Raw genomic sequence first — 22,302 nt, 5'->3', positions numbered from 1 at the left:
ATCCCCATCATGACCCGTGTCCGGGTCCTCCCCGAAAGCGCCCGCTCGCCGGGCCGCCGTGAAACGGAGAGCGCGCTCTCCCTCGCCGATCGGATGCCGCACCTCGTGCTCGAGGCGAGGCGCGTCGCCGCGAACCTCGCCCACGGCATTCACGGCCGCCGGCGCGCCGGCACCGGCGAAACCTTCTGGCAGTTCCGTCCCTTCGTCACCGGAGAGGCGGCGCATCGCATCGACTGGCGCCGCTCGGCCCGTGATGACCGGCTCTATGTGCGCGAGCGCGAGTGGGAAACGGCCCAGACCGTCTGGTTCTGGATCGACCGTTCCGCCTCCATGGGCTACGTATCGGACTTGGCGCAAGCGCCCAAGATCGAACGCGCCATCGTGCTCGGCCTTGCACTCGCGGACAGCTTCGTCGAGGCCGGAGAGCGGGTCGGCATGCTAGGTCTCATGCCGCCGCGCGCCACCCGGCGCATCGCGGAAACCATGGCCCAGACCCTGGTGACGGACCGCTCCTCGCTCGAGGAAGACCTTCCGCCGCAGGCTCCCGTCGCGCCGCAGCACGAAGCCGTGCTGATCAGCGATTTCCTGTCGCCGGTGCGCGACATTACCGCCATGGTCGAAGGCATCTCGTCGCGCGGGGCGCGCGGGCATCTGGTGATGATCGTCGATCCCGTCGAGGAGACCTTCCCGTTCCAGGGGCAGGCCGTTCTGCACGATCTGGAAGATGGCCTCTCGCTGCGGATCGGAGATGCGATCTCCTGGGGCCGGGCCTATCGCCTGCGGATCGAGCAGCACCGGGAAGAGCTTCAGGAACTCGCCCGCCGCCGCGGCTGGACGCTGACCATTCATCGCACCGACCGTCCTGCCAGCGAAGCGGCTTTGCGCATCATGACGCTCGTGTCGACCTCTCGCGGCACCGGTTTGGGAGGGCGTTGAGCGATGCTGGGCCTTCCCCTCACCTTCGCCGTTCCGCTCGTCCTGACGGCGCTTGCGGCCCTGCCGGCGATCTGGCTGCTGTTGCGCATCACGCCGCCGCAGCCGAGGCGGGTCGACTTCCCTCCTCTCAAGATTCTCGCGGATCTGCGGCCTGAACAGGAAATGCCCGCACGCACGCCCTGGTGGCTTCTGCTGCTGCGGCTGTTGCTTGCCGCCTTCCTCATCCTCGCGGCTGCCGGTCCGATCTGGAACCCGCTGGCGGAAGACAACAACCGTTCGCCGATTCTGATCATGCTCGACAACGGCTTTGCCGCCGCTCACGACTGGCGGGATCGCATGAACCTCGCGGCCGAGCGCATCGAAGCGGCCGGACGCGACGGACGCACTGTCGCGCTGGTGGCCACGGCGGAAGCCCCGGCCGCCATTGAGCTCGCGAGCCCGGCCGCCGCACTGGAACGATTGCGGTCTCTGAAACCACTTCCGCATCTGCAGGACCGTCAGGTCCATCTCGATTCCGTCAGGCGATTCATGGAATCCACGCCAGAGGCCAACATTGTCTGGATCAGCGATGGGGTTGCGGGCGTTGAGGGACAGGGCTTCATCGACGGTTTGGCGCAAATGGCAAACGGGCAGCGGATCACCGTTCTGAAAGCGGATCGCGCTCCGGTTCTGGCCATTGCCGGCGTCGAAAACGCCAGCGGCCAGCTCAATGTCAGGCTCGTGCGGCCCGAGCCGAACGGACGCGATGCCGGAACGGTGCGTGCACTCGATCTGAAGAGCCTGCCGCTCGCCGACATGCACTTCTCCTTCGATCAGAACGCCACCGAGACGAATGTCGCCTTCGACCTGCCGACCGAGATCCGCAACGCCATCGCACGCATCGAAATCCTCGGTGAAGGCTCTGCCGGGGCCGTGCATCTTCTCGACGAACGCGGCAAGCGCCGCCGCGTCGGTCTCGTCTTCGGTGGCACCTCCGATCAGGCCCAGCCGCTTCTCTCGCCCCTCTACTATATCGAGCGAGCGCTCTCGCCCTATTCCGAGATCCGCAACGGCCGCGGCGCTGTCGCCGATGCGGTGAACCAGCTCATCGACGAACAGGTTTCCATTCTTGTGCTGGCGGATGTCGGCGGCCTCGATCGGGAAACACTCGGCAAGGTGACGGCCTTTGTCGAGAAGGGCGGCATGCTGCTGCGCTTCGCCGGCTCCAGGCTTGCCGCCGGCAATGACGAACTCGTGCCGGTGCGCCTGCGCCGCGGCGGACGCAGCCTTGGCGGCACATTGTCCTGGGACACGCCGAAGACCTTCGCACCGTTCACCCGTGAAAGCCCCTATTTCGGCCTTGCCGTGCCGGAGGAAATCGGCATCCGCCGTCAGATCCTCGCGGAGCCGGACGGCGATCTCCCGGAGAGAACCTGGGCATCCCTGGCCGACGGCACGCCTATCGTTACGGCGGACAAGCGCGGCGACGGCATGATCGTGCTCTTCCACGTCACGGCCGACACCACCTGGTCGAACCTGCCTCTGTCGGGCCTCTTCGTCGACATGCTGCGCCGGACCACGGCTCTCGCCGGTGCGCCGAACGATGTGAATGCGGAAGCGCGCAATGCGGAGAACGAGACCGTGGCGCCACGATTGACCCTTGACGGCTATGGCATCTTCACCTCGCCCCCGGCGAATGCCCGTGCCGTAGCGCGCAACTATGCCGAGCGTGCGAATGACGAGCATCCGCCGGGTTTCTACGGTCCCGTGGATTCGAGCCTTGCAGTGAATGCGCTTCTATCGGGCGACCGGCTCGCCCTGCTCAATTACGCTCCTCTCAATGCGCGGATCGCGCCCCTTGCCGGTTCACAGACAACCGATCTGCGCATGCCGCTGTTCATGCTGGCCCTGTTGCTCCTGCTGGCCGATACCCTGGCCTCGCTCTGGCTCGGCGGCCATCTGTCGAACCTCACCGGCCGCTTGCGCCGGGCCGGCGCTGCGGCCGCCATTGTCTTGGGCGCGTCCCTTCTCCTCAATCCGTTCTCCGACGCGAGCGCGCAGGAACGCCGATCGTCCATGACCATGGAGAGCTCCAACCCCGCTCTCGTGACGCGGCTCGCCTATGTCGTCACGGGAGACACACAGGTCGACGAGACGAGCAAGGCGGGACTGACAGGGCTGACGCAGGTGCTGAGCCAGCGGACTGCCCTTTCGCCGGGCGAGCCCATCGGGATCGATCCCTCGCGAGACGAGGTCGCGTTCTATCCGCTGATCTATTGGCCCATCGTCGCAGCGCGACCCATGCCGTCCGAGGCTGCGATCCGGCGCCTCGATGCCTTCATGAAGGGCGGCGGAACGGTGATTTTCGACACGCGCGATGCCTTCGGCAATCGTCCGGACGGAGCGCCCACCGCCGAGGGGCAATACCTGCGCCGGATGCTGGCGAGCCTCGACATTCCCGAACTCGAGCCCGTGCCGGCCGATCACGTGCTCACCAAAACCTTCTACATCCTCGACAGCTTCCCCGGCCGCTACGCCACGGGACAGACCTGGGTCGAGGCCCTGCCGCCGCAAGCCGAGGGCGAGGCAAGCCGTCCCGCCCGCTCGGGCGACGGAGTCTCGCCGATCATCATCACGTCCAACGATCTCGCGGCCGCCTGGGCCGTGGGAGCGCGGGGCGAGTCGCTTTATCCGGTCGTGGGCAGCGATCAGCGCCAGCGGGAATTCTCGTATCGCAGTGGCGTCAACATCGTCATGTATGCGCTGACTGGCAACTACAAGGCCGACCAGGTGCACGTGCCGGCACTGCTCGAACGCCTCGGGCAGTAAGGGGGAGATTGTATTGCTTTCGATCGGCTTCTCACCCCTCATCCCGACTTACGTCCTCTGGGCCCTCGGCGCGGTCGTCACCCTGCTGGCGATCCTTGCGCTGGTCTCCCGCGGCCCCGTCGCAATCCTCAGGGCGATTGCCCTCGGGCTCGTTCTCCTTGCTCTCGCCAACCCGGCGCTGGTGCAGGAGGATCGGGAGAAGGTGAAAGATATCGTGGCGGTGGTCATCGACCGCTCGACCTCGCAGACGCTGGGCGACCGCTCTCCCATGACCGATCAGGTGAGAGCCGAACTGGAGCGCCGCTTCGGTTCGCTGGCCGACGTGGATCCCCGTTTCATCGAAGCGGATGACGGCAACGGCGATGACGGCACGCGTCTGTTCGCCGCCCTCTCCAACGGATTGTCCGACGTGCCGCCGGACCGACTCGCCGGCGTCGTCTTCGTCACCGACGGCGTGGTGCACGATATTCCGCCCTCCGTGGAGGGGCTCGGCTTCAGGGCGCCGCTTCACGCGCTCATCACCGGTCGTCCCGACGAGCGCGACCGGCAGATCAAGCTTTTGGAGGCTCCCCGCTTCGGCATCGTCGGCAAGGACCAGACCATCCGCGCGCAGATCATGGAACGCGGCGGCACGGGCTCGGCTCTCGTGACCGTGCGCCGCGACGGGCAGGTTCTCACCCGCCAGCAGGTACGCGCCGACACGCCTTTCTCACTCGACGTGCGCATCGAGCATGGCGGCACCAATGTGGTCGAGCTCGAAGTGGAAGGCTTAGCCAACGAGCTGACGCAAGCCAACAACCGGGCCGTCGTTCCCATCGAGGGCATCCGCGAGAAGCTGCGCGTGCTGCTCGTCTCGGGTGAGCCGCATGCGGGCGAGCGCACCTGGCGCAATCTCCTGAAATCCGATGCCAATGTGGACCTCGTCCACTTCACCATCCTGCGCCCGCCGGAGAAGCAGGACGGCACGCCGATCAACGAACTCTCGCTGATCGCCTTCCCGACCCGCGAGCTGTTCCAGCAGAAGATCAAGGAATTCGACCTAATCATCTTCGACCGCTACGCGAACCAGAGCATCCTGCCCTCCAGCTATTTCGAGAACATCGTGCGCTATGTGCGCGAGGGCGGCGCAATCCTCGTGGCGGCCGGTCCCGAATTCGCGAGCTACGGCAGCCTCGCCCAGACGCGGCTCGCCCCGATCATTCCGGGCCAGCCCAACGGCAGCATCGTCGAGCAGCCCTACAAGGCGCGGATCACCGATACCGGCGACCGGCATCCTGTCACCCGCGACCTGCCGGGCTCCGAGCAATCGCCGCCTGCCTGGGGCGAGTGGCTGCGCATCATCGGCTCGCAGGTGCAATCGGGCGATACTCTCATGTCGGGGGCGAACGACCTGCCGCTTCTCGTCCTGCGCCGGGAGGACAAGGGCCGGGTCGCTCTGCTGCTGTCCGATCATGCCTGGCTCTGGGCCCGCGGCTATCAGGACGGCGGGCCGCATCTCGACCTCCTGCGTCGCCTCGCCCATTGGCTCATGAAGGAGCCTGCCCTTGAGGAGGAAGCGCTACGTGCGAGCGCCCAAGGGCGCGACATTCGCATCGAGCGGCAGACCATGGCGGAAACGGCTGATCCCGCGACCCTCGTCGCGCCGAGCGGTGCGGAGAGCAGCGTCCCACTGACCGAGACGCGCCCCGGCCTATTCACCGCGCAGGTCGCAAGCCGCGAACTCGGATTGCATACGGTCCGGTCAGGCAATCTCATCACCTTCGTCAGCATCGGCCCGGCCAATCCCCGCGAGCTGATGGACGTGTTCAGCAACACGGAAGCTTTGAGTTCGATTGCCGACGCGACGGGCGGATCGGTGCGGCGGGTGGCCATGGCGGGCGATCAGAGCATTACGGTGCCCCGCGTTCTCGCGGTGCATTCCGGCACGCGCTTTTCCGGCGGCGACTGGATTGGGATCAAGCCCAGCGACAGCGCCATCGTCCGCGGCGTGTCCGTCTTCCCCATGGCGCTCGGCTTCGTCGGTCTGGTACTCCTGATCGGCTCGACCCTGGCCGCCTGGCTGATCGAAGGACGCCGCAGGGCCTGATCAGGCATCCTGCGGCAGTAGGCTCACCAACCCCTTTGCGCCGGCCATCGCGCCATCGACCAATTCCAACGCCAGGAATCGGATCGGATTGACCGGCCCGGGAAGCTGCAATTGCTGCGGCGGGATGCGCTTGAATCCGAAGCGGCTGTAATAGGGCTCGTCGCCTACAAGCAAAACCAGGGTGTGGCCCTTCGCCTTGGCGGCATCGAGGGCGCGGCGCATCAGGGCCGCGCCGATGCCGCGGCTTTCGAAAGCCGGCTCGACGGTGAGTGGTCCCAGCATCAGGGCGGGCACGCCGCCGGCCATCACCGGCGTCATGCGCACCGAGCCGACCAGCAGCGTGCCGACCAAGGCGGTGAACGACAGATCAAGCAGGTGGGACGCCCCTTCCCTCAGGCGCGAGGCAGTGCGGGCAAAGCGTCCCGGCCCGAAGGCGCGCTCGTGCAGGCGTTCGATGGCCTCGGAATCGATGGGTTGTTCAGTGCGGATCAGGAGCGAGAGCTCGGTCATGAACGGTCTCGGGACGAAGGACGAGAATACTGAAATAACGGCTGGACGGATGTCAGCCGTGTCGTCGTCGCAGAATCCGGGTGATGCTCATGGGCTCGGCGTTTCCTGAAGTTGCTAGGCCATAGCAGCGTCGGGAACGCGGCGCAAATGCTCTCTCACCAGTTCGCGGAGGCAGGCTGCCCCTCGAGGATTTCGGCCAAACGGTTGCGAGTGGCGACCGTCGTCCCTTCGGGCAGCCGGTCGAGGGGGAAGAAGCCGGCCTCGGCGATCTCCCGGTCCGGCCGCTTAACCTCCAGCACCGTGAAGCGCCGGACCACATAGACCAGCACGTGATCGCGCCGGGAGATCCTGTTGTTGAAGAAGACGCCGAACAGACGGGGCGTCTCGTCCACGGCGATACAGGCCTCCTCCCTGAGTTCCCGAGCGAGCGCATCGAGGGCCGTCTCACCGGTCTCGACGCCTCCTCCTGGTAGGTGCCAGCCGGGAACGTAGGTGTGCCTGATGAGAAAGATCTGGTTCCGGTCGTCGAGAACCACGCCGCGCACACCGAGCGTCATGCCGCGGGAGAAGCGCCAGTACGTATGAAGGCTCCAGGAAATGAGGCGCGACGCCCTGCGAGGCGGCTGAGAGTCAGACATCGGACCAAGCAATCATAACAAGATTACCGGAGGATGAATGTAGTCATTCATCAAATGCATAGCTGTTCCCGCAATTTGGCGCGTGACCTGCATTATACGAAGGTCTAAGACAGCGCCAACCAAAGGTGTTCCAATGTTTCTCGCGCTGATCCTGTCCCGTCTCAACCGCTCCGCCCGCTTCTCCTGGTCCCCGGCCCTCAACTTCGAGGACCGCTCGATCTACTCGACCCTGATCCCGGGCGCGCAGTACTAAGCTTCAATCCAGCCGTCCTGCTGCCTCAGAGAGGCTTTGCGACAGTCCGCTTCCTTGTTTAGAATACTTCTAAATAGGAGCAGACATGAAGTCTCTGTCCGAACTTTCCGGGCGCGAGGTTATCGCGCTCGCCATTGCCAACGAAGAGGAAGATTCGCGGATCTACCAGCATTTCGCGGATCGCATTCGCCCCGATTTCCCTGCCTCGGCCGAGATCTTCGACGGCATGGCCGAGGAAGAGCGAGCCCATCGCAACTCCCTATATGGCTTCTATCGCTCCCGGTTCGGCGAGCATCTACCCCCCATCCGCCGGGAGGATGTGCGCGGCTTCCTGAAGCGCCGCGCTGTTTGGTGGAGCCCCCACCTCGACCTTGACCGCATGCGTCGCGAGGCGGAGATCATGGAGCTGCAGGCGGCGAATTTCTATGAGAAGGCCGCGCAGCAGACCCTCGACGTGTCCCTGCGCGAATTGTTCACCAGGCTGGCGGAAGTCGAGCGCGGCCATGAACGCAAGGCCAACGAGTTGCACGCGGCCCATCTGACCGAGAACGCGGAAGCCGCCGAGGAACATGCCCGCCGCAGGCTCTTCGTGCTGCAATATGTGCAGCCGGGACTGGCCGGGCTCATCGACGGCTCGGTCTCGACCCTCGCGCCCCTCTTTGCCGCCGCCTTCGCGACCCAGAACAATTGGGAGACCTTCCTCGTCGGGCTTGCAGCCTCCGTCGGCGCCGGCATCAGCATGGGCCTGACCGAAGCCCTCTCGGACGACGGCGAGATCACGGGCCGCGGCTCGCCCTGGCTGCGCGGCCTGGTCTGCGGCCTCATGACGGCGGCCGGCGGCATCGGCCATACCCTGCCCTATCTCGTGCCGGATTCCTGGCCCAATGCCTTCATCCTGGCCACCAGCGTCGCGGCGCTCGTGGTGGCGGTGGAACTGGTCGCGATTTCATGGATCCGAACGCGATACATGGAGACGCCGTTCTGGAGCGCGACCTATCAGGTCATCGTCGGGGGCGTTCTGGTGCTTCTCGCCGGTATCTTCATCGGCAGCGCTTGACGCAAGCGGTTGCGCGCGCGAACTCTCGCTTCCACTCGCATCAACCCGGCCGCCATGTTCCGCATCGCTCATCTGACCGACCCCCATGTGGGCCCACTTCCCCGGCCGCGCCTGAAGCAGCTCCTGAGCAAGCGCCTGACCGGCTGGTACAACTGGCACAGTAGCCGGCAGGATCTTCACGACATGGAGCTTCTGGCGGAGCTCGTCGCCGATATCCACGCGCAGAACCCGGACCACATCACCTGCACGGGCGACACCTGCAACATCGGCCTGCCCGATGAATGGAAGACATCCCGCGTCTTTCTCGAAGGCTTGGGCGATCCGTCACGCGTCACCTTCGTGCCGGGCAATCACGATGCTTATGTCCGCGGTTCGCTCGAAGGTCTGATGCGCGAGATCTCGCCCTGGACCCGGGGCGATGACGGCAGCGAAGGGGTTTTTCCCTATCTGCGCCGCTACGGGCCGATTGCCATCATCGGCTTGTCCTCGGCCATCCCTACCCTGCCCTTCGTGGCGAGCGGCCGGGTCGGATCAAAACAGATGAAAGCCGTCGAACAGATTCTCGGTGAGCTGGGGCGCGATCCGGGCTGCTTCCGGATCGTGCTGATCCACCACCCGCCCCATATCGGCGGTGCCGAGGCGGGCCGCAACCTCACCGACGCCTCCCGTTTCGAGAAGATGCTGTGCCGGGTCGGCGCGGAGCTCGTGTTGCACGGGCACAACCATGTGGGCTCGCTCGCCCATCTCGACGGTCCACGCGGTCCCATTCCGGTCATCGGCGCCCCTTCTGCCTCGGCCCGGAGCGGAACGCTGACCCACAAGGCCGGCTATCATCTCTTCACGATCGGGCAGGATGAGACCGGCTTTCTCCTGGCGGCCGAGCTTCGGGGACTGAGGCCTGACGGCACGGTCGGTGGGATGGGCATGCTCTCGCTCGCGCGTATCCGCCAGCCAAAAGACAAGTCTTGATCCGGCATTCCTGCCAAGCTTCTCGACAGGCAGAGAATATTGCAAGGCTTCGATTGCCGTCCGAAGCGTGTAATTTCCCTTGAACCCTTGTTTTTATTGGAATTGACGCTCCGCCCTTCTTCTGGTGGCCATCGGTCTCATCCTTAGTGGCACTCTATCCTTGCCTTTTCTGGAACCGCTTAGATCGCATTCCGTTGAACGGATGCAGCAGCCACCCATGAGCTTTGCAAGCCCGAGCGGCTTCGCGTGGTGTTCTGCGACACCGGAAACAGGAGTCACCTCATGAAACAATATCTTGCCCTTTCGGCATTGCTTGCATCCGTTTCGGCCGTCCCGGCCTCTGCCCAGGTCATGGACAGCCAGACCTACCGCATGATGGCGGCTCAATCGGATGCCTTTGAGATCGCCTCGAGCCAGCTCGCCCTCGAGCGCTCGCGCAACCCGACCGTGCGCCGCTACGCCGAGAACATGATCCGAGATCACGGCATGACGAGCCAGGCCCTCAACGGCGGTCGGCCGGTCTATAACGCATCCGGTGAGTTCATCGGCGGTGCAATGGGCGGCACGCTCGCCGGTGCCGGCATCGGCGCCCTCGTCGGCGGCCCGGTGGGTGCGGCTGTAGGCGCTGGCGTCGGCGCGACGGCTGGTGCCACGGCCGGCGCTGCAGCCAGCGGCACTCCGGGCACGGCCGGCGGCACGGCAACCGGTGCTCTGGCCGGTGCTGGCGTCGGCGCTTTGGTGGGCGGTCCTGTAGGTGCGGCTGTCGGCGCCGGCGTCGGCGCGACGACGGGTGCAGCGGCAGGCCGTACGGCCGATGTGCAATCGACGGGCTCGGTGACACCAATCCGCCTTGGTATGCCGCTCAGCCCCGAGAAGACCGCCATGCTGAACCAGCTCGCATCAACCTCGGGTCCGCAGTTCGACCGCCTCTATGGTCAAGCCCAGCGCATGGCTCACCAAGAGGCCCTGGCTCTGCATTCGGGCTATGCTCAGGCCGGCAACGATCCGTCACTGCGCCAGTTTGCGGCCTCCGTGGTTCCGCACCTCGAGCACCACGCCGCAGACGCTCAACGTCTCCCGGGCGGTACGGCTCGTCGTCGCTAAGCGGGCTATTGGTTGAATTCTCTTCGCGGCGGGTCCACCGGGCCCGCCGTCTTCATGTTCGCCCAAAGGGTTACCTGAATCCTGCTTGCGGCGGCTTGTGGCGCACATTCCAAGGTGTAGGAAAGCAGCAGGTCCTGCCTCAGGGCCCCTGTCCGATCACCCCTGCACTCCGCGAGCTTCCATGGCCTACGTCATTCCCGTGCCTCCGATTCCTGCCCTCCCCGTTGTCGGCAGCCCCGACGTGTTCCCGGTCCGACGCGTCTATTGCGTCGGCCGCAACTATGCGGCCCATGCGCGGGAGATGGGTGGCGATCCGACCCGCGAGCCGCCCTTCTTCTTCATGAAACCGGCGGATGCTCTGCAGCCCGTCATGGACGGTGAAACGGCAGATCATTCCTATCCGCCGAAAACCGGGAACTACCATTTCGAGATCGAGATGGTGGTGGCGCTAGCCAAGGGCGGACGCGACATTCCTGTCGAGCAGGCCCTCGACCACGTCTTCGGCTATGCGGTCGGGCTCGACATGACCCGCCGCGACCTCCAGGACGAAGCCAAGCAGCTTCGCCGCCCCTGGGAACTCGGGAAGGCCGCCAATCATTCGGGCCCGGTCGGACCGATCCATTCCGTCTCGCAGGTTGGACACCCTGCCGGTGGCGTCATTTCCCTGTCGGTGGACGGCACGATTAGGCAGAAGGCGGATCTGTCCGACATGATCTGGTCCGTCGCCGAGCAGATCGCCTATCTCTCCTCCTATTTCGAACTCGTCCCTGGCGACGTGATCTTCTCCGGCACCCCGGACGGAGTGGGCGCAGTGACGCAAGGTCAGACCATCGTGGGCGCCATCGAGGGGCTGGGCGAGATCAAGCTTCGGGTTGTGTGAAGCCTGATTCACCACCTCTTGCCTTTTTGCCAAGTTTGGCTGTTACTGCGTCACGGCGCGGCCCGAGAGGGCCGCGGGCAAGTCAGGCCTCGGCTTCGCGCCGGGGCCCACAAACAAGGGAACGACTATGAAATTCGTTAAGACCGTCGGCTTGGCTCTTCTCGGTTCCGCTCTTGCGGTCGGCGGAGCAGCCGCACAGCAGAAGACGGTGAAAATCGCCACGGAAGGCGCCTACGCGCCGTGGAACTTTACGGGCGCAGGCGGCAAGCTCGAGGGCTTCGAGATCGACCTCGCCAACGACCTCTGCAAGCGCATGAACGTCAAGTGCGAGATCGTCGCTCAGGACTGGGACGGCATCATCCCGGCGCTGACCGCCAAGAAGTACGACGCCATCATGGCCGGCATGAGCATCACCGACGAGCGCAAGAAGACCATCGACTTCGCGGGCCCCTACGTGAACGGCCCCAACGGCTACATGGTCGCCAAGTCGTCGCCCGTCGCCAAGATGGCAGGCACGGGCCAAGCCTATCACCTCGGCACCCAGCAGGCTGCCGCCGAGAAGGCCATCGACGCTTCGAAGGAGATCCTCAAGGGCAAGACCGTTGGCGTCCAGGGCTCGACGATCCACGCCAACTTCGCGGACAAGTACCTGAAGGGCACTGCGGAAATCCGCGAGGATAAGACCACCGAACAGCACGACCTCGACCTCGCGGCCGGCCGTATCGACGCCGTCCTGGCGGATTCCACGGCCATTATGGGCACGCTCGATAAGCCGGAATTCAAGGATTACGTCATGGTCGGTCCGTCCATCACCGGCGGCCTCCTGGGTGCCGGCGTCGGTGTCGGTCTGCGTAAGGGCGACGACGAGTTGAAGAAGAGCTTCAACGAGGCGATCAATGCGGCGGTCAAGGACGGCACGGTTAAGACCCTGTCCATGAAGTGGTTCAAGGTGGATATCTCCCCCAAGGGCTGATCTTCGCTTCGATCCATGAGAGGCGCGGCTTCGGCCGCGCCTTTTTTGTATCGATCAGGCCCGATTGCGACCGAAATCGCCAGCTTGGGCGCTTTATTCAGCATGTTTAGGACTTGCGCCGGCTTGGCTTTTGAATGTTAGCTTCTGAGTACGAGATGGAGGTCCTCGACGACCCTCATCCGACAATAGGATCAGTCGAAGCTGACCAGAGGGATGACGATGAAACTCTTTAAGACATTGGGTCTCGGCCTGTTGGCCTCCGCCCTCGCCGTTGGCGGAGCGACGGCACAGGATAAGACCGTCAAGATCGCCACGGAAGGCGCTTACGCTCCGTGGAACTTCACGGGCGCTGGCGGCAAGCTCGAAGGCTATGAGATCGATCTCGCCAACGAGCTCTGCGGGCGCATGAAGGTGAAGTGCGAGATCGTCGCCCAGGATTGGGACGGCATCATCCCGGCGCTTCAGGCCAAGAAGTACGACGCCATCATGGCCGGCATGAACATCACCGACAAGCGCCTGGAGACGATCAACTTCTCGCTTCCCTATGCCGCCACTCCCCACGGCTGGGGCGTGATGAAAGATTCTCCGCTCGCCAAGCTGGCAGGGACCGGCACGACGGTGAGCTTTGAAAAGGACCCTGAGGGTGCGAAGAAGGCAATCGAAGCCTGGAAGTCGCTTTTGAAGGGCAAAACGATAGGTGTGCAGGGTTCGACCGTGAACGCACAGTTCGTGGAGCAGTACTTCAAGGATACGGTCGAGATCCGCGAGTACAAGACGACGGAGCAGCACGACCTCGACCTGACCGCCGGCCGCGTCGACGCGATCTTCGCAGGCCACGGGGCCTTGAAAGCCACACAGGAGAAGCCGGAGTTCAAGGATATGGTCATTGCCGGCACGGGCATGCGCGGCGGCGTATTGGGCCGGGGTGTCGCCGTGGGCATGCGCAAGGAGGACACCGAGTTGAAAAAGTCCTTCGACGAGGCGATCCAGGCTGCGATCAAGGACGGCACGATCAAGAAGCTGTCCGAGAAGTGGTTCAAGATCGACGCTACTCCGCAAGTCTGACGAGATCGTGCTGGAAACAAAGTCGCGGGTCCTGCTAAACGGACCCGCGACATGATCCGGTCAAAGGCCGGATTTGACAGATCCTGTCTTACTCTCTGCTTTCGTGAGGGGAGACATTTTCAGGAAAGTTGAAGCGTGCAGCAGCTGAGCTATTTCGAGCTCGTCGGGTTCGGCCCCAACGGTTGGGGATGGGCTCTTCTCACCGCGGCGGGGATGACGATCGCCGTTGCCCTCTGCGGTTTCCTCGCCGGCTCCGTCGTCGGAACCCTGGTGGCCTGGGGGAAGATCGGGGGCAATCTCGTCACCCGAAGCCTGGCGGACGGCTACACCACCGTCCTGCGCGGCATTCCCGATCTGCTCGTGATCTATCTCTTCTATTTCGGCGGCAGCGCGGCGCTCGGCGCCATCGGCAGCCTGTTCGGGGCCGAAGGCTTCATCGGCGTGCCGGCCTTCGTCACCGGTGCCCTGGCCATCGGCATCGTGTCGGGCGCCTATCAGGCGGAGGTCTTCCGCGGGGCCTATCAGGTCGTGAACCGGGGCGAGATCGAGGCGGCGCGATCCGTCGGCATGCATCGCTGGCTCATGTTCCGCCGCATCATCGCGCCTCAGGTTCTGCGCTATGCCATCCCGGGTCTCGGCAACACATGGCAGCTGGTGCTGAAGGAATCGGCCCTGATCTCCGTGACGGGCCTCGTCGAGCTGCTGCGCCAGTCGCACATTGCGGCAGGCTCGACCCGCCGTCCGTTCGACTTCTACATCACGGCGGCGGTTCTCTACCTGCTTATCACCTGGGTTTCGACCTATCTGTTCCAGCGCGCGGAGTCCCACTCGATGCGTGGCATGCGGAGGGCTTCCTGATGGACTTCGCTTTCATGCGGGATACCTTCCTGACCCTGATGAGCGGCGTGCCGCTGACGCTGAACCTGGCCTTCACATCCGTCGCGTTCGGCGCCATTTTCGCGATGCTCCTGGCGCTGATGCGCATGTCGAGGGTCAAGGCCCTCGACTGGCCTGCGCAGGCCTACGTCTTCGTGTTCCGCGGAACGCCCCTGCTCGTGCAGATCTTCCTGATCTATTACGGCCTCGGGCAGTTCCGTCCGACGCTGCAGGAATGGGGCCTATGGACGTTCTTCCGCGAGCCTTACTGGTGCGCAGTGCTGGCCCTCACCCTCAACACCGCAGCCTATGCCAGCGAGATCATGCGTGGCGGCCTGCAATCGGTGCCTTACAACCAGGTCGAGGCGGCGCGGGCCTGTGGCATGTCGGGCTTCCTGCTCTTCCGCCGCATCGTCTTCCCCATCGCGCTCCGTCAGGCCCTCCCCGCTTATGGCAGCGAGATCATTCTCATGGTGAAGGCCACGTCGCTAGCTTCCATCATCACCATGATGGAGGTGACCGGGCTTGCCGCGAAACTCATCTCGCAGACGTTCCGCGCGGTCGAGGTCTTCATCGTTGCGGGACTGATCTACCTCATTCTCAACTTCATCATCACGCGCATCATCATGGCCATCGAATGGTGGCTCTCGCCTCATCTGCGCCGCCCCCCGGCCATCGAGCCGCGTCTGGAGGCCGCTCATGTCTAACGGAGTTGCATCCTTGTCGACCCAATCTGCGTCCTCCGAGGCCGCTTCTGCCGTCTCCGTCAACAATCTGCGCAAGAGCTTCGGAAACCTTGAGGTGCTGAAAGGCGTCTCGCTCAGTGCGAAGGAGGGCGATGTCATCTCGATCCTCGGCGCATCGGGCTCCGGCAAGTCGACCATGCTCCGCTGCATCAACATGCTGGAGGTGCCGGATTCCGGCGACATCCGCATCGGCGGCGAGACGATCGGCCTGAAGAAGGGCCGCAAGGGCATGGAGCCTGCCGATCAGCACCAAGTGGATCGCATCCGCTCGCGCGTCGCCATGGTGTTCCAGAGCTTCAATCTCTGGTCCCACATGACGATCCTGGAGAACGTGATCGAAGCTCCGGTGCATGTGCAGAAGCGCCCGAAGGCCGAGTGCATCGCCGAAGCCGAGGAACTGCTGAAGAAGGTCGGCATCGTCGACAAGCGCAATCAGTATCCCTCCCATCTCTCCGGCGGCCAGCAGCAGCGCGCCGCCATCGCGCGGGCGCTCGCCATGCATCCCAAGGTGATGCTGTTCGACGAGCCGACCTCCGCGCTTGATCCGGAACTCGTCGGCGAGGTCCTGCGCGTCATGCGCTCGCTCGCCGAGGAAGGCCGCACCATGCTGGTGGTGACGCATGAGATGGGCTTTGCCCGCGACGTGTCGAACCGGGTCGTGTTCCTCCACAAGGGCGTGGTGGAGGAGGAAGGCACGCCGGCAGACGTGTTCGGCGCTCCGAAATCCGAGCGCTTCAAGCAGTTCATCTCAAGCCATCGATAAGGCCTGAAACACGAAGGGCGAAGCGGCATCCGCTTCGCCCTTTCGCTTTATCGCCTTTCGATCCGCCGGATCGGATGCTGTCCTGACGAGGGCGGAAACGGGCCCGGCGCGCGGGGATCGATCCGAGACCCACGCCAGTCCTCGACACGCTGATCGCGGCTTGAGCCGCTCAGGAACAGGCCGAGCAGGGCCGGAACGGCGAGGATCACCAGCGAGACTAAACCCCAGACCACGACGATGGCGCCAAGCCCCAGGCTGCGCAACGTCATCAAAGCCCAGGACAGCCACTCGACCGTCTCGGGGTGGCCGGTGACGATATCCGCATTGCGCGCCGCAAAGCCGCCGAAGAAATCGAGCAGCCCGTAGGTGCCCCACGCGAACAGAGACCACACCGCAACGGCGCTCCAGGCCAGAATCCAGAGGAGGCGTTTCATTCAGCGCTCCTCCACCCGAACGGCCGTGCCGTCGATCTCACGCGGCCCGCGCTTGGGCGTACCCAGATGCTCGTGGATGATCCGAAGATTGCGTTGATTGGCCTTGAAGAAGACGTCGAACACGTCGCCCGCCAGCGGGATCGCACCAATGGCCGTATCGACCGCGACGTTGCCGATCATGCGCGCGATCTTCCAGCGCGGCAATCCGAGCTGACGCGCCTCCCAGATGATGTAGCTGGCGAGAGCAGCCGAAATCATATCGCCGATGCCTGGCACGAGACCCAACACGGCATCGAAGCCGATGCGCCGGTTCAAGCCGGGAATCATCACGGCGTTATCCAGCAGTTTTGCGACGAGCGTGACGCGTGCGATCGCATCGGCCTGGGTCGGGCCGGCGGTCTTGATAGCGTCGAAAACGGCGCTATGAGCAGTGTTCATTCCTGTCTCCAAGTGGCCAATTCCATGATTGGCACAACGGGCACTGATGTGTGCATTCCGACAGACTTCTGCAAGATTGCCGCCCTGTTATCCCGTAACTCACCCAAAATTTCCTCTGATAGGATTCCTTGCAAAATAAAGCTTTGCCGACGAACCAGGGTCTCTGATCCTTCAGACCCGTTTAGGTGTTCTTGCCTAGCGCCAAGCTTATCTTAGGTAGCGGTACCTAACGTTGCGTACTCAACCGTCAGTTACTGACCAATAAAAAGTGGATGCCGCTGGAAGGACCATTTCGGCGGCAGTGACTTTGTAGGGGCTCACTACGGGAGAACCCGATGAGCACTGTTTACCGAGTTCGTCACGCGTCCAGGATGACACTCATGACGGGCGCGTTTTTATTGGGCCTGTCTCCGGCTGCGCTCAAAGCGGGCGATGAGGACGGCGAGATCATCCCTCCTGCGCAATATGCCAGCCTGCCCTCCGACAACCGCGCCGACGATCCCGGCGTCACCGGAAGCCTGCCGAATGCAAAGACTCTCTCCGGCTTCGCGTCGCTCGTATCTCAGGGGGCGATCACCCTGCGCGCAAGCGCTCCGACCAACTGCACCCCCGGTGATCTGCGCGATGTGGTGGCATCCGTTGCGGAGAAGTTCGGTCCCGTCAGCGTCGAGTCCACCCACCGCACCAGCGGACGCAACTGGCGCGCCGGCGGAGCCCGCCATTCCCTGCATCTTTCCTGCCGCGCTGTCGATTTTCGCGTACGAGCCCGCGCGAGAGGCGTCATGGCCTATTTGCGGGCGCACCCGCAGGTCGGAGGTCTCAAGATCTATCGGAGCGGGATCATCCATATCGACAATGGGGAGCGCCGCTCCTGGTGACGATCCGCACCATTTCCGGCACCGAACATACGTCTCATCTCTGCCTTTGTTGACGGAGAGTATCGGCGGAACTGGCGCCGCGGCGAAAACTGTAAGACAACAGCGGGATGTTCGAGACTTTCACACACCGCCAAATCGAAACCTCCGGAGCCGTCATCAACCTCCGCCATGGCGGAAGCGGACCGCCCGTCCTTCTGCTGCACGGTCATCCGCAGACCCATGTCATGTGGCATAAGGTGGCTCCGAAGCTTGCCGAGAGCTACACGGTTGTCTGTGCCGATCTGCGCGGCTATGGCGACAGTTCCAAGCCTGCGACGACGCCGGATCACGAGCCCTATTCCAAACGGGCCATGGCGCGCGATCAGGTGGAGATGATGCAGGCCCTCGGCTTCGAGCGCTTTGCCGTCGTCGGACACGACCGCGGCGGGCGCTGTGCCTATCGCATGGCTCTCGACCATCCGGAACGAATCGTCTCGCTCTCCGTTCTCGACATCATTCCCACCGCGGAGCACTTCCAGCGCACGGACATGGCCTTCGCCATGGGCTACTGGCACTGGTTCTTTCTAGCCCAGCCGCACCCCATCCCCGAGCGCCTGATCGCGTCGGATCCGGACACGTTCTACCTTCGCCGCGGGCGCTCGCTCTTCGATGAAGCGGCGCTCGCCGAGTACCGTCGCTGCTACACCGATCCGGAAACGGTCCACGCCATGTGCGAGGATTATCGGGCTGGCGCCACCATCGACATGCGCCTCGATGAAGAGGACCAGCGGGCGGGCCGGCGCATCGCCTGTCCGGTGCAGGCCCTCTGGGGCCTGAAGAACGGGCTGGAGCGCTGGTACGACGTTCTCGCCGTATGGCGCGACTGGGCCGGCCATGTGGAAGGTCACGGCATCGATTGCGGCCATTATCTCGCCGAAGAGGCGCCGGAGGAAACGCTGGCAGCCCTGCAGCCTTTCCTCGCGAAGGCTTTCAAGGGCTGATCAGCGCTGAACGCCTGAGAACGGCGCGATGGCGATGCCGTTCGCCTCCAGCTTCGCACGAACCGTCCGGGCCATGACGACCGCGCTCGGTTCGTCGCCGTGAACGCAGATCGTGTCGAACTGAACGGGAATGCGTTTGCCGGAGGTCGTCGTCACCGCCTTGTCCAGCACGGCACGCAGCACACGCTCGGCGGCCGCATCGGCATCGTGCAGGACGGAGCCGGGCTTCTTGCGGCTCGTCAGCGTTCCGTCGTCCTCGTAAGTACGATCGGCAAAGAACTCACGCGCGACCTTCACGCCGATCGTCTCGGATGCTTTCTCCATCAGCAGTCCAGGCATGCAGACGTTGACGAGGCCTGCATCGACGCCCTTGATGGCGCGGGCGATGGCAAGGGCGAGATCCATGTCCTCGTTCGCCATGTTGTTGAGCGTACCATGCGCCTTCACATAGGTGACCTTGTGTCCGGCAAGCGCCGCGACCGCCTGCATGGCACCGATCTGATAGGCCACCATGCGCTCGATTTCGGCAGGGCTGTCGCCTCGGATCACCCGGCGGCCGAAGCCGTGCAGATCGTTGAAGCCCGGATGGGCGCCGATGGCGACGCCCTTGCGCTTCGCCGTCTCCGCCGTGCGGAACATGATGGACGGGTCGCCCGCATGGTAGCCGCAGGCGATGTTGGCGGAGGAGACAATGTCGAGCATCGCCTCGTCATCCCCCATCGGCCAGGGGCCGTAGCCTTCACCCATGTCGCAATTGAGATCGATGATCATATCCGTCACACCAGAACAGGCTGGGCCGTTTGCTGCCCCACTTGGAAGATGCGCTTGTAGCGCTCGATTTCCGACTTCGGCCCCATGGCTTTCGTCGGATTGTCGGAGAGTTTCACCGTCGGCCGGCCATCGGCCGAGATGACCTTGCAGACGATGGAGATCGGGTCGAGCGCGCCATCGGGAGCAAGGCCGCGGAAATCGTTGGTGAAGAGCGTGCCCCAGCCGTAGCCGATGCGCATGCGGCCGCGGAAGTGCTGATGGATCCGCTCGATCACATCCACATCAAGTCCATCGGAGAAGATCGCGAGCTTCTCACTCGGATTCTGTCCGCGCTGGCGCCACCATTCGATGGCCTCCTCGCCACCCTCGATCGGATCCTTCGAATCCACGCGAATGCCCGTCCATGACGCGACCCATTCGGGGGCATTCTGCAGGAAGTTCGTGGTGCCGTAGGTATCGGGCAGGATGACGCGCAGGTTGCCCTCGTAATCCTGCTGCCAATCTGCCAGCACCCGGTACGGCGCTTCGGCCAGTTCCTCATCACTGTCGGTTAGGGCGGCATAGACCATGGGCAGCTCATGGGCATTCGTGCCGACGGCCTCGACCTCGCGGCGCATGGCGATGAGGCAGTTGGACGTGCCGAGGAAGGAAGGGCCCAAGCCCTCGATCATCGCCTGTACGCACCAATCCTGCCAGAGGAAGCCGTGCCGCCGCCGCGTGCCGAAATCGGAGATGGACAGATCGGGAAGCTGCTTAAGCCGTTGGATCTTCTCCCAGACCCGTGTCATGGCGCGGGCATAGAGCACCTGAAGCTCGAACTTTGCCATGCCTTTGAGCACACCGCGGGAGCGCAGCTCGTTGAGGATGGCCAGCGCCGGGATCTCCCACATGGTGGTCTCGATCCAGGGGCCGTGGAAGGTCAGCACGTATTGACCATCCTCCTTCTCGAGCAGGTATTCCGGAAAGCGGAAGGTCTCCAGCCAGTCCATGAACTCCGGCGAGAACATCTGCCGCTTGCCATAGAAGGTATTGCCGCGCAGCCAAGTGGACTCGCCCCGCGTCAGGGACAGGCTGCGCACATGGTCAAGCTGCTCGCGCAGTTCACCGGCATCGATGATGTCGGCCAGACGGATGCGGGTGGTGCGGTTATGGATACCGAACGTAACCTGCACGTCGCGGTGGCGTCGAAAAATCGTCTGCGCCATCAGAAGCTTGTAGAAATCCGTATCCAGAACGGACCGGACGATCGGATCGATCTTCCAGGTATGGTTGTAGACCCGGGTTGCGATATCCGCCATCCCCTGCTCCATGCCACTCAAAGGAGGCGAGACAATAGCGAAGGGGCGTCCGGGATGAAAGAGTGCCGGCTACAAGACTTTCAGGAGCCACTTCACGGCGGCAGGACATCGACCTGGATCGAAGCGTAGTAAGCCGCTACGTCGGCGATATCCTCGTCTGACAATTCCTTCGCAACTATGTTCATGGTCTCGTGCTTGCGGTCGCCTGAGCGATACTCCGTCAGGCTTTTGACGAGATAGGGTTCAATCTGACCGGCCAGATTGGGTGCCTCCGGATTCTTCGACAGCCCATCGAGACCATGGCAGGCTTGGCAAGTCGTAATTTTCTGGCGTCCTGCCCGAGCATCCGCCGCGTAGGAATGATCGACAAGGACAACGCTCAGGAAAATCCCTGGCAGAGCCAAGGCACGGATCATCTTCATGACTGACCTTCTGGAAGAGGTTGGGCGTGCCACCGGGCACGCCCATCGAAGCAGGCCTTACCGGCCTTCGTAGGAGATCCGGTAGATTGCACCGGCCGTATCGTCCGATACGAGAAGGGAACCGTCAGGCAGCATGGCCACATCCGTCGGCCGCCCGAGATATTCACCGTTGTCCGTCAGCCATCCCTCGGCGAAGATCTGCGACTTGTCCGCTGTGCCGTCCTGCTTGATCGGCGTGAACATGACGCGCGCACCGACCGGCTTGGTGCGGTTCCACGAACCGTGCTGGGCCGAGAAGATGCCGCCTTGGTAGGTCTGCGGGAACATCCTGCCCGTGTAGAACATCATGCCGAGATCGGCCGCGTGCGGATCCATTTCAGCCTGCGGACCGACCACACCTGCCGGAACCGGATCGTCCTTGTACTCGACTGTGCGGACGGTGCCGCCGCCGTAATAGGGAAAGCCGAAATTCTGTCCCATATTGGCAACGCGGTTGATTTCTCCGGGCGGCTGGTCGTCGCCCATCCCATCCACCTGGTTGTCGGTGAACCACAGCGACTTGTCGGCCGGATTGAAATCCATGCCGACCGAGTTGCGGATGCCGGTAGCATAGACCTCGCGATTCTTGCCATCCTGATCCATGCGGACGATGCCGCCGATGCCGGTACGCTTGTAGAGGTCTAACTTGTCTTTCGCAGGCACGTTGAAGGGCTGGCCGAGCGCGATGTAGAGCTTGTTGTCCGGTCCGATCCGGCACACGCGGGCGGTATGGTTGAAGCTCTCCTCCGTGGGAGGAATGAGATCGCCCTGCTTGGCTACGACGAACGCCGCGACATCCGGCCCTTCATAGAAGAACTCGGCGGCCGGGAATTGCAGCACCCGGTTCTGCTCCGCCACGTAGAGAACTCCGTCGCGCGAGAAGCACACGCCGTTCGGGATCTTGAACGCGACCGATGGCGCGAATTGCTTCACTTCGTCCGCAACCCGATCCTTGTCGCGATCCGTGACGGCATAGACGTTGCTCTTGCGGGTGCCGACAAAGACCACGCCGGCATTGGGGCCGACGGCCATGTGGCGCGCATCCGGCACGATCGCATAGAGATCAATCTTAAAACCGGCCGGGAGCTGGATCTTCTCAAGGTTCTTCCGGATGGCATCGGCGCGACGACCTTCCTGCGGAATCGGCCGCGGCTCAGTGGTTCCGGTGCTCTGGAACGATGAGAGCTTTTCCAGGTTGCCCGTTGGGCTCTGAGTTGCAGGCTGAGCGAAACTCGAGGACGCGAAAGCAACAAATGAGACTGCGGCAAGCAGGACGGATTTCATTGTTTCCTCCCTAAGACTGCCCCCAAAAGATTGTTTTTATGAACGCCGTGCGGTTGTTTTCCGGTTTACTTGTTGTTCTGCAACTATACCTAAG

Annotated in this window: 22 protein-coding genes; 14 read left to right on the top strand and 8 right to left on the bottom strand. The window is 63.6% G+C overall.

Going from position 1 to position 22,302, the window contains the following annotated elements; genetic code table 11:
• Nucleotides 1-9 precede the first annotated feature (9 nt).
• The 3 genes from FS320_RS06575 to FS320_RS06565 are packed head-to-tail and all read left to right on the top strand — an operon-like array spanning nt 10 to nt 5,830.
• Entirely contained in the window at nt 10-936 is a 927-nt protein-coding gene (locus tag FS320_RS06575) for a DUF58 domain-containing protein (protein WP_152710292.1), read from the top strand.
• Between the two features lie 3 nt (nt 937-939).
• Nucleotides 940-3,744 (top strand): DUF4159 domain-containing protein, encoded by a 2,805-nt coding sequence (locus tag FS320_RS06570; RefSeq protein WP_152710291.1) that lies wholly within the window; start codon nt 940-942, stop codon nt 3,742-3,744.
• A 13-nt stretch (nt 3,745-3,757) separates the two neighbouring features.
• On the top strand, nt 3,758-5,830 hold the full coding sequence (locus FS320_RS06565) for a hypothetical protein (RefSeq protein WP_152710290.1): 2,073 nt from the start codon (nt 3,758-3,760) through the stop codon (nt 5,828-5,830).
• On the opposite strand, the gene FS320_RS06560 is transcribed toward FS320_RS06565, so the two are convergent.
• A complete protein-coding gene (locus tag FS320_RS06560) occupies nt 5,831-6,340 on the bottom strand; it encodes a GNAT family N-acetyltransferase (protein ID WP_152710289.1) in 510 nt (169 codons plus the stop codon).
• A gap of 155 nt (nt 6,341-6,495) precedes the next feature.
• Nucleotides 6,496-6,978, bottom strand: coding sequence for an NUDIX domain-containing protein (locus FS320_RS06555; protein WP_152710288.1), 483 nt, complete (start codon nt 6,976-6,978; stop codon nt 6,496-6,498).
• A 338-nt stretch (nt 6,979-7,316) separates the two neighbouring features.
• Between FS320_RS06555 and mbfA the strand changes: the two genes are divergently transcribed.
• The 9 genes from mbfA (at nt 7,317) to FS320_RS06510 (ending at nt 15,664) form a co-directional block, all read left to right on the top strand.
• Nucleotides 7,317-8,288, top strand: coding sequence for an iron exporter MbfA (mbfA, locus tag FS320_RS06550; protein WP_152710287.1), 972 nt, complete (start codon nt 7,317-7,319; stop codon nt 8,286-8,288).
• Nucleotides 8,289-8,342: 54 nt separating this feature from the next.
• Nucleotides 8,343-9,257 (top strand): metallophosphoesterase family protein, encoded by a 915-nt coding sequence (locus FS320_RS06545; RefSeq protein ID WP_152710320.1) that lies wholly within the window; start codon nt 8,343-8,345, stop codon nt 9,255-9,257.
• Between the two features lie 282 nt (nt 9,258-9,539).
• Nucleotides 9,540-10,361 carry a DUF4142 domain-containing protein gene (locus FS320_RS06540; RefSeq protein ID WP_152710286.1) on the top strand — a complete coding sequence of 274 codons (822 nt, stop codon included), beginning with the start codon at nt 9,540-9,542 and terminating at the stop codon, nt 10,359-10,361.
• A 181-nt stretch (nt 10,362-10,542) separates the two neighbouring features.
• The gene (locus FS320_RS06535; protein WP_152710285.1) at nt 10,543-11,241 is read left to right on the top strand and encodes a fumarylacetoacetate hydrolase family protein; all 699 of its coding nucleotides are present in this window, start codon (nt 10,543-10,545) and stop codon (nt 11,239-11,241) included.
• Between the two features lie 127 nt (nt 11,242-11,368).
• Nucleotides 11,369-12,214: a lysine/arginine/ornithine ABC transporter substrate-binding protein gene (locus FS320_RS06530; protein ID WP_152710284.1), complete on the top strand. Its 846-nt coding sequence runs from the start codon at nt 11,369-11,371 to the stop codon at nt 12,212-12,214.
• 219 nt (nt 12,215-12,433) lie between these two features.
• Entirely contained in the window at nt 12,434-13,279 is an 846-nt protein-coding gene (locus FS320_RS06525; protein ID WP_152710283.1) for a lysine/arginine/ornithine ABC transporter substrate-binding protein, read from the top strand.
• Between the two features lie 135 nt (nt 13,280-13,414).
• Nucleotides 13,415-14,137, top strand: a complete 723-nt coding sequence (locus FS320_RS06520) for an ABC transporter permease subunit (protein ID WP_162002866.1) — start codon at nt 13,415-13,417, stop codon at nt 14,135-14,137.
• Nucleotides 14,137-14,862 carry an ABC transporter permease gene (locus FS320_RS06515; RefSeq protein ID WP_152710282.1) on the top strand — a complete coding sequence of 242 codons (726 nt, stop codon included), beginning with the start codon at nt 14,137-14,139 and terminating at the stop codon, nt 14,860-14,862. The genes FS320_RS06520 and FS320_RS06515 overlap by 1 nt, the downstream gene beginning before the upstream one ends.
• Nucleotides 14,855-15,664, top strand: a complete 810-nt coding sequence (locus FS320_RS06510; protein WP_152710281.1) for an ABC transporter ATP-binding protein — start codon at nt 14,855-14,857, stop codon at nt 15,662-15,664. The genes FS320_RS06515 and FS320_RS06510 overlap by 8 nt, the downstream gene beginning before the upstream one ends.
• Nucleotides 15,665-15,711: 47 nt before the next feature.
• Here FS320_RS06510 and FS320_RS06505 read toward each other — a convergent pair whose 3' ends face one another.
• Together FS320_RS06505 and FS320_RS06500 are read right to left on the bottom strand one after the other, a co-directional pair.
• Nucleotides 15,712-16,098, bottom strand: coding sequence for a hypothetical protein (locus tag FS320_RS06505; protein WP_152710280.1), 387 nt, complete (start codon nt 16,096-16,098; stop codon nt 15,712-15,714).
• Nucleotides 16,099-16,536 carry a DUF4112 domain-containing protein gene (locus FS320_RS06500; RefSeq protein WP_152710279.1) on the bottom strand — a complete coding sequence of 146 codons (438 nt, stop codon included), beginning with the start codon at nt 16,534-16,536 and terminating at the stop codon, nt 16,099-16,101.
• Nucleotides 16,537-16,871: 335 nt separating this feature from the next.
• On the opposite strand from FS320_RS06500, the gene FS320_RS06495 reads away from it, so the two are divergent.
• Together FS320_RS06495 and FS320_RS06490 are read left to right on the top strand one after the other, a co-directional pair.
• Nucleotides 16,872-17,414 carry a YcbK family protein gene (locus FS320_RS06495; RefSeq protein ID WP_152710278.1) on the top strand — a complete coding sequence of 181 codons (543 nt, stop codon included), beginning with the start codon at nt 16,872-16,874 and terminating at the stop codon, nt 17,412-17,414.
• A gap of 107 nt (nt 17,415-17,521) precedes the next feature.
• Nucleotides 17,522-18,394, top strand: a complete 873-nt coding sequence (locus FS320_RS06490) for an alpha/beta fold hydrolase (protein ID WP_152710277.1) — start codon at nt 17,522-17,524, stop codon at nt 18,392-18,394.
• Here FS320_RS06490 and FS320_RS06485 read toward each other — a convergent pair whose 3' ends face one another.
• The 4 genes from FS320_RS06485 to FS320_RS06470 form a co-directional block, all read right to left on the bottom strand.
• Nucleotides 18,395-19,165 (bottom strand): LamB/YcsF family protein, encoded by a 771-nt coding sequence (locus FS320_RS06485; RefSeq protein WP_152710276.1) that lies wholly within the window; start codon nt 19,163-19,165, stop codon nt 18,395-18,397. It abuts the gene before it with no gap.
• A gap of 5 nt (nt 19,166-19,170) precedes the next feature.
• Nucleotides 19,171-20,463, bottom strand: a complete 1,293-nt coding sequence (gene pncB / locus FS320_RS06480) for a nicotinate phosphoribosyltransferase (RefSeq protein WP_152710275.1) — start codon at nt 20,461-20,463, stop codon at nt 19,171-19,173.
• Between the two features lie 92 nt (nt 20,464-20,555).
• The gene (locus tag FS320_RS06475; RefSeq protein WP_152710318.1) at nt 20,556-20,879 is read right to left on the bottom strand and encodes a c-type cytochrome; all 324 of its coding nucleotides are present in this window, start codon (nt 20,877-20,879) and stop codon (nt 20,556-20,558) included.
• A 63-nt stretch (nt 20,880-20,942) separates the two neighbouring features.
• Nucleotides 20,943-22,208 carry a PQQ-dependent sugar dehydrogenase gene (locus FS320_RS06470; protein WP_152710274.1) on the bottom strand — a complete coding sequence of 422 codons (1,266 nt, stop codon included), beginning with the start codon at nt 22,206-22,208 and terminating at the stop codon, nt 20,943-20,945.
• Nucleotides 22,209-22,302: the final 94 nt, after the last annotated feature.

Source organism: Microvirga tunisiensis, assembly GCF_009296175.1.
GTDB lineage: Bacteria > Pseudomonadota > Alphaproteobacteria > Rhizobiales > Beijerinckiaceae > Microvirga > Microvirga tunisiensis.
This window is presented reverse-complemented; position numbering and strand designations above follow the sequence as displayed.

Coding starts and splice junctions, on each gene's coding strand:
- FS320_RS06575 (WP_152710292.1), top strand. CDS start 10: ATGACCCGTGTCCGGGTCCTCCCCGAAAGCGCCCGCTCGCCGGGCCGC.
- FS320_RS06570 (WP_152710291.1), top strand. CDS start 940: ATGCTGGGCCTTCCCCTCACCTTCGCCGTTCCGCTCGTCCTGACGGCG.
- FS320_RS06560 (WP_152710289.1), bottom strand. CDS start 6,340: ATGACCGAGCTCTCGCTCCTGATCCGCACTGAACAACCCATCGATTCC.
- FS320_RS06555 (WP_152710288.1), bottom strand. CDS start 6,978: ATGTCTGACTCTCAGCCGCCTCGCAGGGCGTCGCGCCTCATTTCCTGG.
- mbfA (WP_152710287.1), top strand. CDS start 7,317: ATGAAGTCTCTGTCCGAACTTTCCGGGCGCGAGGTTATCGCGCTCGCC.
- FS320_RS06545 (WP_152710320.1), top strand. CDS start 8,343: ATGTTCCGCATCGCTCATCTGACCGACCCCCATGTGGGCCCACTTCCC.
- FS320_RS06540 (WP_152710286.1), top strand. CDS start 9,540: ATGAAACAATATCTTGCCCTTTCGGCATTGCTTGCATCCGTTTCGGCC.
- FS320_RS06535 (WP_152710285.1), top strand. CDS start 10,543: ATGGCCTACGTCATTCCCGTGCCTCCGATTCCTGCCCTCCCCGTTGTC.
- FS320_RS06530 (WP_152710284.1), top strand. CDS start 11,369: ATGAAATTCGTTAAGACCGTCGGCTTGGCTCTTCTCGGTTCCGCTCTT.
- FS320_RS06525 (WP_152710283.1), top strand. CDS start 12,434: ATGAAACTCTTTAAGACATTGGGTCTCGGCCTGTTGGCCTCCGCCCTC.
- FS320_RS06515 (WP_152710282.1), top strand. CDS start 14,137: ATGGACTTCGCTTTCATGCGGGATACCTTCCTGACCCTGATGAGCGGC.
- FS320_RS06510 (WP_152710281.1), top strand. CDS start 14,855: ATGTCTAACGGAGTTGCATCCTTGTCGACCCAATCTGCGTCCTCCGAG.
- FS320_RS06505 (WP_152710280.1), bottom strand. CDS start 16,098: ATGAAACGCCTCCTCTGGATTCTGGCCTGGAGCGCCGTTGCGGTGTGG.
- FS320_RS06500 (WP_152710279.1), bottom strand. CDS start 16,536: ATGAACACTGCTCATAGCGCCGTTTTCGACGCTATCAAGACCGCCGGC.
- FS320_RS06495 (WP_152710278.1), top strand. CDS start 16,872: ATGAGCACTGTTTACCGAGTTCGTCACGCGTCCAGGATGACACTCATG.
- FS320_RS06490 (WP_152710277.1), top strand. CDS start 17,522: ATGTTCGAGACTTTCACACACCGCCAAATCGAAACCTCCGGAGCCGTC.
- FS320_RS06485 (WP_152710276.1), bottom strand. CDS start 19,165: ATGATCATCGATCTCAATTGCGACATGGGTGAAGGCTACGGCCCCTGG.
- pncB (WP_152710275.1), bottom strand. CDS start 20,463: ATGGCGGATATCGCAACCCGGGTCTACAACCATACCTGGAAGATCGAT.
- FS320_RS06475 (WP_152710318.1), bottom strand. CDS start 20,879: ATGATCCGTGCCTTGGCTCTGCCAGGGATTTTCCTGAGCGTTGTCCTT.
- FS320_RS06470 (WP_152710274.1), bottom strand. CDS start 22,208: ATGAAATCCGTCCTGCTTGCCGCAGTCTCATTTGTTGCTTTCGCGTCC.